The organism is Bradyrhizobium erythrophlei (assembly GCF_900129425.1).
GTDB lineage: Bacteria > Pseudomonadota > Alphaproteobacteria > Rhizobiales > Xanthobacteraceae > Bradyrhizobium > Bradyrhizobium erythrophlei_C.
The window spans coordinates 4206175-4218266 of the sequence record NZ_LT670817.1 but is presented as its reverse complement, the minus strand read 5'-3'; the positions used below and the strand labels follow the sequence as shown (position 1 = coordinate 4218266).

The window sequence follows — 12092 nt, the reverse complement described above, 5'->3', positions numbered from 1 at the left end:
TAGAACGCCCCGATTTGTCAAGGTTCGCGCCGGGACGGCTGCAAAATCAATAGAGTGCGCGATGGACGAAGGCCGCCAGCGGAAGATCATCCACGTCGACATGGACGCCTTCTACGCGTCGGTCGAGCAGCGGGACAATCCGGATCTCCGCGGCAAGCCGGTCGCCGTAGGCGGATCCCGCGAGCGCGGCGTCGTGGCGGCGGCGAGCTACGAAGCACGCAAGTTCGGTGTCCGTTCGGCGATGCCGTCGGTCACCGCGAAGCGACAGTGTCCGGACCTGATATTCGTGAAGCCACGCTTCGAGACCTACAAGGCAGTCTCGCAGCAGATCCGCGAAATATTCGCCGAGCACACGCCGATCATCGAACCGCTATCACTCGACGAGGCCTACCTTGACGTTACCGAAAACCTGCAGGGGATTCCGCTGGCGCGCGACGTCGCCCTGGCAATCCGCGCCAAGATCAAACAGGAGACTGGCCTCAACGCCTCCGCCGGCATCTCCTACAACAAGTTTCTGGCCAAGCTCGCCTCCGACCACCGCAAGCCGAACGGCCAGTACGTCATCACGCCGGAGATGGGGCCGGCGTTCGTCGAAACCTTAGCCGTCGGCAAGTTTCACGGCATCGGGCCGGCGACCAGCACCAAGATGAATTCCCTCGGGCTCTACACTGGCCTCGACATGCGCAACCAGTCACTCGAGTTCATGCAAGCCCACTTCGGGAAGGCGGGTACGTATTATTATTGGATCTCCAGAGGCGTCGACAATCGCGAGGTACGGGCCAACCGGATAAGGAAGTCGGTCGGCGCCGAAAACACGTTCTTCACTGACCTCACCGAATTCGAGGCGATGGTTACCGAACTCCAGCCGCTTATCGACAAGGTTTGGCGGCACTGCGAGGACAAGGGCACACGGGGCCGGACGGTGACGCTCAAGGTGAAGTTCGCCGATTTCGAGCAGATTACGCGGAGCAGGACGTTGATCGGCACTATTGGCAGCCGCCACGAGTTAGCCTCGGCGTCGACTGAACTTCTGAAGACCATCTTCCCGACGGAAAAGGCCGTCAGGCTACTTGGAGTTTCGATTTCAGGATTTTCTGCAGGAGAGATTGATCGCCCCGAACAGATGCCGTTAGAGCTTTAAGTGATGAGGCAGAGCGCTTGACTAAGGATAACCTGTCGCCGACGCTATTTCCGCGAACAAGTGCTGTCGCTGATCTTGTAATGGCCTCCGGAAAACTTGGCCCAGTCGCACGCCGTTCCAGATTTTGTCATCTCTTCGGCGATGTCGAGCTTGTCCAGAAAGCACTGCGCGACAATGCGGTCACGGCTGATGGGTTTCGATTTGCCGTCGCAAGGGGTGCCTTCGCCGACCTGCAGGCAGTGGACTATTTTTCCCTCGACCAGGTTTGCCAGCACGCCGGCGGCCTGGCCGTAGCCGGGCTGGCCGCGTTCCGGGGCATCGATCCCACAGATCCGGACGCGCACCCGCCCCGTCTCCGCTTCCATCGTGAAGGTGTCGCCGTCCGCCACCGAAGTTACCGTGCCCAGGTAATCCGCGGCCATAGCCGGAAAGCACAGCGTTGCCGCCAGGATTGCCGCGTACAGTCCGCATTTCCTCGCCTCACGATTCATGGCTCGGCCCCCTCAAGGGTCATCGTGGCAATCGGCCGGCCAAAAAGCTAGTGTGGCGGCGTCGACCCTGCACAGAAACGGCAAAACGGATGACCGGCTCCCAGTCCAGAACTTTAAGCGTCGGCGCCCGCGTTTGCTGGCGTGACGATAAGAGCGACCAGGCTACCGTCACTGAGACGAATTGGTCCGGGGTGACGCTGAAGTGGGATAATCGGAGCGCACAAACCGTCCTCCATAACGACATGGCAGGCGTCGGCATCGTGTCCAAGAAATGATCGCCATGAAGAATTTGAAGTCAAAAGCACCCTCGACGGAAATCATATACTCCGCTTGCGATGGCACCGGTTTCCAGGCTGCTGCTCAGCCAAAGCAGCCCGGCCGCCGGATCTATCCTCCGCCCTGCCAGAAGTGTTCTGGCAAGGGCCGGATAAATGCGTCCTAGACGATCCGGTTCGGTCCACGTCTTTTATCTGTGCAAATCACCGTCGATCGTATTCGGGCCCGTGGGCCATCGGACCCGGATGCAAAGGATGACCGCTGGAAGAGATCTCGCTGTGCGCCAAGTCGTTCCAGCGCTTCGCCTCCGTGCGATTGTCGCTGAGCTAAACGAGTTCGGCATGGAAGCGTCAGAGCCCGCGAAGCCAGGTCAACAAGTGATCATTTACTGCCTGAGGCCGCTCCTGCTGAGTCCAGTGGCCGCAGCCTGGAAGCAGGTGAAGCCCCCGCAGGTCCGGCAATGCGCCTCGCATGAGGGGCAGGCGGTCTCCGAACATCTGGAGAACCCTGTCCCGCTCGCCGCCGATGTAGAGCGCCGGCTGTTCGATGCGGCGTCCCTCGAAGCCCCGTAGGAAGGCAAAGTCCCGATCGTTATTGCGGTAGCGGTTGAGCGGTCCCCGAAAGCCGTGCTGCTCAAACTCGCTGACGTAGTAGTCGATGTCAGCGCCGGTGAGCCAGGCCGGCAAGGGGTCTGGATCGGGGACGCGCAGCAGGACTGGGTCGCCGGCCCGCTTGTCCGAGGGCCAGGCCTCGGCCGGAGCGTCGCCGCTCCAGGCGTAAAAGAAGCGTCGCAGCCCCCCGCGTACATCGGCTTCGAATTCGACCTCCGCGACGCCTTCTGTCTCGAAAGAGTGCATATGGAAGAACCGATCCTGGCTCGTGTAGACGGCCTCAACAATTTCGCGCACCGACTGCTGGGGGGCACCGGTGTAGGGCACCGACAGGCCAGCGACGGCCCGCACCCGGTCGGGATGAGCGAGGGCCGTGGTCCAGGCAATGGGCGCGCCCCAGTCGTGGCCGATGACCACCGCCGGCTTGTCCGGGCTTAGGGCGGCGATCAGGCCAGCCACATCTCCGGACAGATGTTCGAGACTATAGGCCTCGACCTCATGGGGCTTGTCAGAGCCGCCGTAACCGCGAACGTCGATCGCGCAGGCCGTGAAGCCGGCGGCCGCAATGGGGCCCATCTGATGGCGCCACGAGTACCACGACTCCGGAAAGCCGTGGACCATGACAACCAGCGGGCCCTCACCCTGAAGGGCGACCCGCAATGTGACCTCGCCCACTTGTACCTGACGAAAATTGGACATGATGCTTCCTCTTTGCACCGCCGCGATCCAACGGCGGCTCGTTCATGTCGCGGCGGTGATGCCGCCGTGGACCGCGAGGGTCCCGCCTGCGCCGTGCGCGGCGGGCCGGACCATGCGAGCGCTCTTAGAGGCCTTCCGTCAGAATGATGCGGAAGTCCGCGCCACTTAAGCGATGCTGCTTGGCATCCTGGTACTCGGGGCTGTCGTACCAGGCCTTGGCGGCCGCCATGTCCGGGAATTGGGCGATGGTGATGCTCTCGGCGGGAGCTCCTTCAAGGACCTCGTATTTTCCGTTGACGGCGAGGAACGTCGCGGGGTGGGCGGCGCGCGCCGCGGCCGCCTTCGGTCGGTAGCGGTCGAGCTCCGTGGCGTTGGTCGTCTTGTTGTTGATGAGGATCACATAGGCTGGCATCGGGGCATTCCTGTTTGGATAGAGGGCGGTGAGGCGTGCAGGGTGGACGCAAGAGGATGTTCACATCGACCCGCGCTCACCAATCGTCAGCGGCGATGCGCTGGTGCTGCGGCCGCTGATCCAAGAACGCCGCCATCGACGACAAGCTCTGCTCCCTGGATGTAAGCTGCCTCATCCGACGCAAGAAAGAGGACGGCGTTGGCTATATCTTCGGCTCGACCGACGCGATTGAGTGGAATCATCGCTTGGAGGCGACGCTCGCGTGCCGCAGCGGCTTCGGGCGGCACGGCCGTTCGCTGCCAGATCGGCGTTTCGATAACGCCAGAAACAACAGCGTTGACTCTGATGCCACGCGGTGAAAGCTCACCTGCGAGCGAGCGGCACATCGCCCGCACGCCCGCTTTGCTGGCGGCGTAGGCTGAAGATTGGCTACTGCCGGTTGTCGCAGCCATCGATCCGTTCAGTATAATCGACGCACCCGCGTCCATCAGCTTCAAAGCAGCTTGGACGGTCAGGAAAACCGCGGTGACGTTGGTGCGTAAGACGTCATCGAAATCCTTTTCCAGGGTCTCCTCGATAGGGCTGAATTTTGCTATCCCGGCATTGGCAAACAGGATGTCGAGATGGCCGAATTCGTCCTTGATCCGATCGAAAAGGCTGGAGCGCGCCTGCGCATCCAGAACATCCGATCTGATGGCCGTCACACCCAACTCATTCGCAGCCGCGGCGAGCGTTGCCGCATCGCGGCCTGTAATTGCAACACGAGCGCCTTCGGCAACAAACCGCCGCGCAGTCGCAAGGCCAATCCCGCTATTGCCGCCCGTGATCAGGGCACACTTGCCTTTCAACCGCATAGATCTCACCTCCTACCCAGAAAATAATTTGCGTCGCGAGTCGCTATCGATGCGGCCAATGCAAGGTCGCTCTGTTAAGGCCTGAAATCAGGTCGACAAGCTTTGAGAGGTCGGCACGGTCTTCGCGGACTTCCGCGAGCGAATTGTTGACCATAGTTCAGTCCTCCTGGACGCAGTCGGCGATGACGGGACTAAACCTGTGCGAAACCGCCATCGACGAACAATTCCGTTCCCGTGACATAACTGCTCTCGTCGGACGCGAGAAACACCACGGCCTTCGCGATCTCGTCGGGGGTGCCGAATCTACCCAGCGGAACAGCGCTGCTGATCATCTTTCGGCGTTGCTCGCCTGCTTCCGAGGAAGCCAGCATGTCGGTCAAGCCTGGCGTGTCGATGGAGCCAGGGCTTATCGCGTTCACGCGAATGCGGCGCTGTTTCAAATCCGTCGTCCAAGTCCGCGCGAAGGAGCGCACGGCGGCTTTGGTCGCGCTGTAAACGCTGTTCGACGGCAGCCCTTTGCTGCCGACGATAGACGCATTGAGGACGATGGAAGCGCCATCCGGCAATAACGGAAGCGCTTTCTGCACTGTGAACAAAAGACCTTTGACATTTATGTCGAAGGTCGAATCATAGAGCTCCTCGGTTATCTCACCGAAGGAGGCATGTTTCGCGACACCGGCATTGGCAAACACGATATCGAGCTTGCCTTTCTCACGCTTGATTTGCGCAAAGAGTCTATCGAGATCGGCAAGGCTCGAGACATCGCTTTGTATGCCGGTCACGTTTCTGCCGATTTCCTTTGCCGCCGCGGCCAACTCCCGATCACGGCGTCCCGTGATGAAGACGTAGGCGCCTTCGTCCACGAACCGCTTCGCGGTGGCGAGTCCGATACCGCTATTGCCACCTGTCACGAGTGCGATTTTTCCTGCGAGCTTGCCCATTATCGTCACTCCTTTTTTCCTGGTGAAGCGCATCCCCGCAGCGCTTGCGGCCCCGGGTGTCCGGCTACTTTCCCTGGCTTTCGAAGTTCCACGAACCTTTCGCCACGGGTTGACGCCATTCAGCCGCCCGTGGCGTCGCCCTCATTTGGGGCGAGGTGGGCAAAGATCGGCTACGGATACTCCGTACGCGGGATCATCCATGTTGAAACCGTCTGCCAAAGGCCATCGCCAAACTTCCGTCGATAGGCGATGAAGTCGGCATCTTCGCCGTGCAGGAGTTCATAGCGATGAGACTCGATCGAATGTTTGGCATGTTTCATCATCGAAATTCTCCTCATCTGTAATTTGAGTAGACGTTAATTTAGTCGCGCTTCTTCGTCGGTCGATAACATGAGGATCGTCATATATTCACGTTATCGAGAGGTGACCGAACAGGAACCGGAACCATGCACATTGACCAGGATGAGGTGAATTTGCAGAGTTGGCGAGCTGTCGCTGTGCCCGGCGCGCGGCAAGATCAACCCGGGAACTTGTCGCCGAACATCGGCAGGCCGCTCCGCGACTGCTCGCGCGTGGCCTCGTCCTGGATCACGTCCCAATGCTCCGCCAGCTGGCCATTCTCGAGGCGCACAATATCGACCACGATCCAGTTCGCCGGCCCTAAGCCGCTAAACGGGCCGTGGAGGAGCACGTAGTCGCCATTGGCAACGGTGAGCCCGTTCTCGTAGTGCAAGGCTTCAGGGGCCCCTTTGATCAGGGCGAAAAGTCCCTCGCGTCCGGGCGCAATGTGCGCACTGTGCTGAATGTAGTTCGGAGACCAGAAACGCTCCGCGGCGGCGTAGTCGCGCTTGTTGAAAAGGGTTTCGAAGGCGTTCAGGACGATTTGCATGTTGTCGGCCATGGTGGTGCTTCCTCGATGAGCTTAATGATTGACGATGCTGGAAGAGAACTCTCGAAGGCTTTAGCTCCGGTAGTCCGGAGGAACCGAGAAGATCACTTTCTCCGGATCGGGCAGGTCCTTGACGCCGCCGGGTAGGAGGGCTTGGGCCGCGGCGACCACGTTCAGAGACTCCCGCACCAGCTTGATCAGTCCGTTCTCGGCCACGAGACGGGCTGCAAACATGTGATGGAGGGTGCGCCCGGTTGCCCGCGCCGTCGTGTGGGCCATGTATTCGGCGAACACCTGCTCCGGGGTGTCGATCAGGACGATGGTGTCCTCGGGCAGGAAGCCGATGTCCACATAGAGCCCGGCGAGCTGGTCTTGGAACTCCCTGATTGCTTGGCGACCCCGGTGGCGCCAGGGGATGCCCAGCGAATGCAGGAACGGCAGTTCGAGCGCCCCATCCTCGGCGAACTGGGCGGCGGCGTCTTGGCCGTGCGTGACCGCGGCGAGGAATTCGAGCAGAAGTGTTTTGGCGTCTTTCATTGTGATGTCCTTACTTGTACCCGAATGAGGGATTAGGCGAGGAAACGGGTGCCAAACATGGGTAGGCCGCTCCGCGAATAACGCGCTGCGCATGAATGATGTCGCATACGAAACACGGCCGCGGACGTCAGGCCTGATGCGCCTTGATAAACGCCGCGCACTCCTCGATGGACGCCATGCCCTCATCGAGCATCGGGGCGTAGAGCTGCCAGTTGTGACTCATGCCGTCGAAGACCTTCAGGTCGGCGGCGACGCCCGCGGCCTTCATGCGCGCAACCACTGTGACCGAGTCGTCGTGCAGCCGTTCCCGAGTGCCCACGTGCACAAGCGTCGGCGGCAAGCCGCTGAAGTCCGCATAGAACGGGGTCACCGAGGGCGACTTGCGATCCCCGTCGCCAAGGTAGCGGACCGTAAAGAGTTCCAGGATTTCATTGGAGACGACCGGGTCATCGGGCGTTCCCTGGTGCGAGGCGCCTTCCCGGGCCACATCCAGCCAGGGCGACATCAACGTCACCGCTGCAGGCCGCGGAAGCCCGGCGTCCCTGGCGCGCACGGCCGTGGCGAGCGCCAGATTGCCGCCGCTGGAGTCCCCATGCAAAGCCACTTTGCCTGACGCATAACCATGCTTCAGCGCCCACTGATATACGGCGAATGCATCATCGTGGGCGGCCGGCGCCGGGTTTTCCGGAGCCAGACGATAGTCTGGCGTCAATACGGCGCTTCCGGCTGCGCGCGCCAAGTTGGAAGCGATGACGCGATGGGTGCGGCTGGACCCAAAGAAGAAGCCGCCGCCGTGGTACAAGATGATAAGGCGCGAGGCATCGCCGCCCGCGGGCAAGATCAACTCGCCGTCACAAGGTCCGCAGTTCACATGCTCGATCTGGACGTTCTCCGCCGCGGGCAATTGGCCGGCGACACCTTCGATCCATGTTCTCATCTCCGCCGGGGTGGCATTTGCGGGAGGGGGGTTTTGGGCGCTCATTTCAAGAATTGCGGCGAGCTGTTGTTTCGACATTTTTGTTCTCCTGTGAACTAGGGAGTGCGGCAAAACCGACCGACTTCATCCATTTGCCCGATCGCCTCGGTTACTCTCCCCCTGTCGCAACCAATCCCGGACGTGGGCACGCGGCGCGTCTCACCGGGCTTGAGTTGACGCCGATCTTGGGTCTCGACATCGACGTTGCGAATTTGCAGGCCAGACATATGACCTCTTCTCGCGAGCGACTATTGGCGATAATGATGATGGGCTATGAAACAGAATTTCACAGTCAGGCAAGGCGCGCTCGACGGCGTGGAGGCGTTCCTGAGCGTCGCCCAGCACCGCAGTTTTCGCAGAGCGGCCGCAGACCTCGGGGTGACTCCATCGGCGATCAGTCACACGGTCCGCGTACTAGAGGCACGCGTCGGTGCAGCGCTTTTCCTACGCACGACTCGCAGTGTCGGCCTGACTGAGGCCGGCGAACGATTCCTTTCGCGCGCAAAGCCCGCCTTCGAGGAACTCGTTGCCGCAAGCGAGATTGCGCGCGATCTTGGCGAGCGACCGACCGGACTGTTGCGCCTGACAGTGCCTCGGACAGTGGTGCCGATCCTGCTGGAGCCGCTGATCGCATCCTTCTGCCAAGCCTTTCCCGAGGTCGAGGTGGAGATCGCCGCAAGCGATGAACTGCTCGACCTCGCGGCCGGAGGGTTTGATGCCGGCATCCGGCTGGGCCAGTTCATCGCCGCCGACATGGTCGCAGTGCGGCTGATGCCGCCGTTCCCGTTCGTGGTCGTGGGCAGCCCAGATTATCTGCGCCGACGGAAGCGGCCGGAAAGCATCGATGACTTGCGTCAGCACGCGTGCCTGCGCATGCGCCGCTCGAATGGGTCGATCGCACCCTGGCCTTTTGTCAACGGCAACAAGGCGGTCGAGGCAATCCTCTCTGGGCCGCTCATTGCGCACGACTTCTCCACACTCCTCGGAGCGGCGATCCAGGGTGTAGGACTTGCACAAGTGCCCAGCCCGCTCGCCAAGGCGCCGATTGCGGACGGGCGATTGCGCGCCCTTCTGACCCCGTTCGCTGTCACAGTGCCGGGGGTTTTTCTATACTACCCCGGTGGACGCCAGGTCTCGCCCAAGCTGCGCGCGTTCATCGAGCACTTCAAATACCGGAGAGCCGATGCTCCGCGCGATCGAACGACTGCGCAGAGATCGCCCAAGCTCAAAGGTGCAAACAGCTCTTGATCTGGAAGCAGCGAGATGCAGGTCATCCATGTCGACCAACAATTGTCGCCGATTGACAACTACACCCTCGCCTTGAGACCGCCCCACTGACTTCTTGCGCGTTTGTCTCTTTGCACAAGACCGAAGGAATAGTCAGCGTTTTGGTCGCGGTAGGGATGAGGATTTCTCCTCGCCCACCGAGTCGCCGGAGGCGGTCGTCCACCCCTCGCCCCGGCGTCACGCCCCTCTGCACCGCCGCAGGCTTATGAAAGGTTGTTCGCGCCCTTGAGTTGCCCGTCGATTTCCGCAAACTTCTGGGCGAGATACTCGACAAGCGACGGCGAAAACAAGACCGACCCCATCGCGAGAGGTCCGTTCTCGAAGGCTCGGCCGGTTACCTGCATGAGCGCATGCTGGTGCTTTGGATTCGCGAGGATCCGCACACTGTCGGCTATCTGCGTGGCATTGACGGGATTGGGAATTGCCGTAACTCGGCCGGCCTCGACCTGCTTCCGGAACGCGGCGGAGGCTACGACCTGCATCGCTTGAATCCACCAGTCGTACTGGCCGTAAGGGATGTGCATCCGCGCTTGGCCGCCGTCTTCCAGATCGAAGATGATCGTGAGGGTCAATCCGTCGTCGCTGGCTGTCGCGTGAGGAACGTTCGAGACATTCAGTTCAAGCATCGGCTTGGTCCTTTCGATCCGAGTTCGCGCCAAAACTATCGCGATCGGCGCAGCGGGAGCTGGATTGGTATGAGGCGCCATGGTCGGCGAATCTCTGTTCTCCTCTGCGCCAGCCTAGGCCGCAGCTGCCGCGACCGCGGCGCCGAACTGCTCGACGGCCTTCTCGCCCGTGTCGCCGGCACGCGCGCGGCCGGCAAGTATGATCTCGATGTCGGCAACGCCGATAAAGCCGAAGACCTGGCGAAGGTACCGCCACGAACGCCATCGTCACTCCCAACCAGACGCCGCCGGCCGGCGCCGAGCGCGGGATCAACAGGGCCAACGCTCCCAAGATCTCGACCAGTCCGGTGACGATCCGAAACCATTGGCCGATTCCGATCTGGTCGAATATCTGCCATTACCGGATTAGTCATCCGCGCGAATGATCTGACAGAGCCAGCTCCGCTCGACGGCGTAGCGTGACTTCATTTCGGCGCATGAAAATTGAGAGTGCAAATCCCGTGGCAATAAATAACCCCAATGAGATCACACTCAACGTTCCCGAAATAGTGTAAAATTCGGCACCCACTGCATAAGCGCCGAAGCCGAAGAGGCACGCCCAGCAAACTCCACCAGTTATGTTGAAGAAGAAAAAACGACCTGCCGGCATGCTGTTGGCGCCCGCAAGCAAGGCCGCAAACATTCGTAGCACTGCAACGAAACGCCCAAAGAACACGACGACGTTTCCATACCGAAAGAAAAGATATCGACCGATCAGCAATCGATTCTCATCGAGGCGGATGTACCGGCCGTATCTGCGAATAAGGGGCAAACCAAATCGACGCCCGACCATGTATCCAATGCCGTCCCCGACAATGGCACCCGCTGCAGCTGCTAGTACAACGACGACGATGCTGATCTGACCAGTGGTAGCGGCAAGGAGCGCAGCTGCAACAAGGATTGTCTCTCCGGGGAGAGGCACGCCGGCACTTTCGAGCGCAACAATACCAAAGATGATCCACGGGCCGTAGGTTGGGATCAAGCTAATCAAAGCATCGGACAAGGAAGTATGCTCCATCTTCGAAAAGGAAGGCCGAAGCCCTCTTTCTCAACTATCCCGTTCGTCAGCCGCGTTGCCAATGCTGCGCAGCGACGCGATCAGCGAGATGATGGCGAGCACGATGACCACCGCGCCGTACACATAGGCCACGGTGTCCAACCCGATCAGCGGCACCGAGGCGCCCGCGACCAGCGCCGGCAGACCGAGGGCGAGATAGGACAGCACATAGAACGTCGCCAGCAAGCCGGCGCGCTGATGCGCTTCGGCGGTCGGCAACAGCGCGCTCAACGAGCCGGAGAGCGATGCGCCCAAGCCAAGACCAGAGATCAAGGCACCGGCGAACAAGGCGGCAACGCTGTGCTGCCAAATGCCGAGCAGCGAGGCGACAACGCCCAGCGACAATGCGCTAGTGCCTAGCAGCAGCAACCGGCGCGCGGCCAATTGTCGGAGCGCTCCCACAGTCACCGCGGCGGACAACCAGGGCGCCGCAACGACGATGCCACCGACCCAGGGCGCGCGGACGCCCAAGGTCGTCGCCACCACCGTCGGCATGAGCGAAAGGTAAAATCCGCCAAGCGCCCAGGCCGCAATGCTGGCCGGCGTTATACGCAACAGCGCCGCGCGCGATTGCCTCGGCACACTGACACGCGGCCGCAGAGACGCCAACGCGCCGGCCTTGCGCGACACCGTCTCGGGCATCACGAACAGCAGGACCATCATCAGAGCCGTGAGCACGAACAGCACCTCATAGACCAGATGCAGCGGATCGCGCGCGAAGGTGACGAGGGCCGCAGCACCGAGCGCGCCAGCCGTCAACCCGAGAAATGCCGTGACGCTGTTGAGCAAGGGTCCGCGTCTGTGGTCGGTGTCGAGAATTGCAGCGCCCAGCACCGGCGTCGCAGTGCCCACGCACAGGCCTTGCACCGCGCGCGCCAGGATCAGTTGTCCGACATCGGTGGCATAGGAAAACAGGACCATCGCGATCGCGTTCAACAGCAGACCGCTGAGAATGACCGGCCGGCGCCCCACATAGTCCGACAACCCCCCGACCGTCAGCAGCGCGGCCAGCAGGCTGAAGGTATAGACTGCGTACACCAGAGTGATCATCAGCGGCGTCAGATGCATGGACTGCTGGTACAGCCGGTACAGCGGCGTGACCGCGCTGTTGCTCGCTACGACCAGTGCGGCCCCGACTAAACTGAAGGCCGTCATGACCGCAGGCGAAAGGGCCCGGCGCCGGACTCTCATTCTTTTTGTTCCGTTCTGCCTGCTCAGGGCTTGTTTTGTTTGTTGTACAAGTCAGTCGGCTGACT

15 protein-coding genes are annotated in these 12092 nt (G+C 61.2%); 2 read left to right on the top strand and 13 right to left on the bottom strand.

Features of this window, described 5'->3' with window-relative positions:
• Positions 1 to 61 precede the first annotated feature (61 nt).
• Positions 62 to 1141, top strand: a complete 1080-nt coding sequence (gene dinB / locus B5527_RS20045) for a DNA polymerase IV (RefSeq protein ID WP_079603070.1) — start codon at positions 62 to 64, stop codon at positions 1139 to 1141.
• A gap of 44 nt (positions 1142 to 1185) precedes the next feature.
• Here the strand turns inward: dinB and B5527_RS20040 are convergent, their stop codons facing one another.
• From B5527_RS20040 to B5527_RS20000, 9 genes are all read right to left on the bottom strand, one after another.
• Positions 1186 to 1632 (bottom strand): thermonuclease family protein, encoded by a 447-nt coding sequence (locus tag B5527_RS20040; RefSeq protein WP_079603069.1) that lies wholly within the window; start codon positions 1630 to 1632, stop codon positions 1186 to 1188.
• A gap of 626 nt (positions 1633 to 2258) precedes the next feature.
• Entirely contained in the window at positions 2259 to 3218 is a 960-nt protein-coding gene (locus tag B5527_RS20030) for an alpha/beta fold hydrolase (RefSeq protein WP_079603067.1), read from the bottom strand.
• A 124-nt stretch (positions 3219 to 3342) separates the two neighbouring features.
• Positions 3343 to 3630 (bottom strand): DUF1330 domain-containing protein, encoded by a 288-nt coding sequence (locus B5527_RS20025; RefSeq protein WP_079603066.1) that lies wholly within the window; start codon positions 3628 to 3630, stop codon positions 3343 to 3345.
• A gap of 86 nt (positions 3631 to 3716) precedes the next feature.
• Complete coding sequence (locus tag B5527_RS20020; protein WP_079603065.1) at positions 3717 to 4484, bottom strand: glucose 1-dehydrogenase; 768 nt, start codon at positions 4482 to 4484, stop codon at positions 3717 to 3719.
• Positions 4485 to 4675: 191 nt separating this feature from the next.
• On the bottom strand, positions 4676 to 5425 hold the full coding sequence (locus tag B5527_RS20015) for an SDR family oxidoreductase (RefSeq protein ID WP_079603064.1): 750 nt from the start codon (positions 5423 to 5425) through the stop codon (positions 4676 to 4678).
• A 170-nt stretch (positions 5426 to 5595) separates the two neighbouring features.
• A complete protein-coding gene (locus B5527_RS45405) occupies positions 5596 to 5748 on the bottom strand; it encodes a hypothetical protein (RefSeq protein ID WP_172842612.1) in 153 nt (50 codons plus the stop codon).
• Positions 5749 to 5942: 194 nt separating this feature from the next.
• Positions 5943 to 6326, bottom strand: coding sequence for a nuclear transport factor 2 family protein (locus B5527_RS20010; RefSeq protein WP_079603063.1), 384 nt, complete (start codon positions 6324 to 6326; stop codon positions 5943 to 5945).
• A 60-nt stretch (positions 6327 to 6386) separates the two neighbouring features.
• Positions 6387 to 6851, bottom strand: coding sequence for a nuclear transport factor 2 family protein (locus tag B5527_RS20005; protein WP_079603062.1), 465 nt, complete (start codon positions 6849 to 6851; stop codon positions 6387 to 6389).
• Positions 6852 to 6978: 127 nt separating this feature from the next.
• Positions 6979 to 7866, bottom strand: coding sequence for an alpha/beta hydrolase (locus B5527_RS20000; protein WP_079603061.1), 888 nt, complete (start codon positions 7864 to 7866; stop codon positions 6979 to 6981).
• A gap of 234 nt (positions 7867 to 8100) precedes the next feature.
• Between B5527_RS20000 and B5527_RS19995 the strand changes: the two genes are divergently transcribed.
• A complete protein-coding gene (locus B5527_RS19995) occupies positions 8101 to 9075 on the top strand; it encodes a LysR family transcriptional regulator (RefSeq protein ID WP_079603060.1) in 975 nt (324 codons plus the stop codon).
• A 242-nt stretch (positions 9076 to 9317) separates the two neighbouring features.
• On the opposite strand, the gene B5527_RS19990 is transcribed toward B5527_RS19995, so the two are convergent.
• The 4 genes from B5527_RS19990 to B5527_RS19975 are packed head-to-tail and all read right to left on the bottom strand — an operon-like array spanning position 9318 to position 12027.
• Positions 9318 to 9740, bottom strand: coding sequence for a hypothetical protein (locus tag B5527_RS19990; protein ID WP_079603059.1), 423 nt, complete (start codon positions 9738 to 9740; stop codon positions 9318 to 9320).
• On the bottom strand, positions 9733 to 10119 hold the full coding sequence (locus B5527_RS47715; protein WP_276329351.1) for a DoxX family protein: 387 nt from the start codon (positions 10117 to 10119) through the stop codon (positions 9733 to 9735). Before B5527_RS47715 ends, B5527_RS19990 begins: the two co-directional genes overlap by 8 nt.
• A 30-nt stretch (positions 10120 to 10149) precedes the next feature.
• On the bottom strand, positions 10150 to 10782 hold the full coding sequence (locus B5527_RS19980; RefSeq protein ID WP_245332660.1) for a DedA family protein: 633 nt from the start codon (positions 10780 to 10782) through the stop codon (positions 10150 to 10152).
• Positions 10783 to 10827: 45 nt separating this feature from the next.
• Positions 10828 to 12027 carry an MFS transporter gene (locus B5527_RS19975; protein ID WP_154072396.1) on the bottom strand — a complete coding sequence of 400 codons (1200 nt, stop codon included), beginning with the start codon at positions 12025 to 12027 and terminating at the stop codon, positions 10828 to 10830.
• Positions 12028 to 12092: the final 65 nt, after the last annotated feature.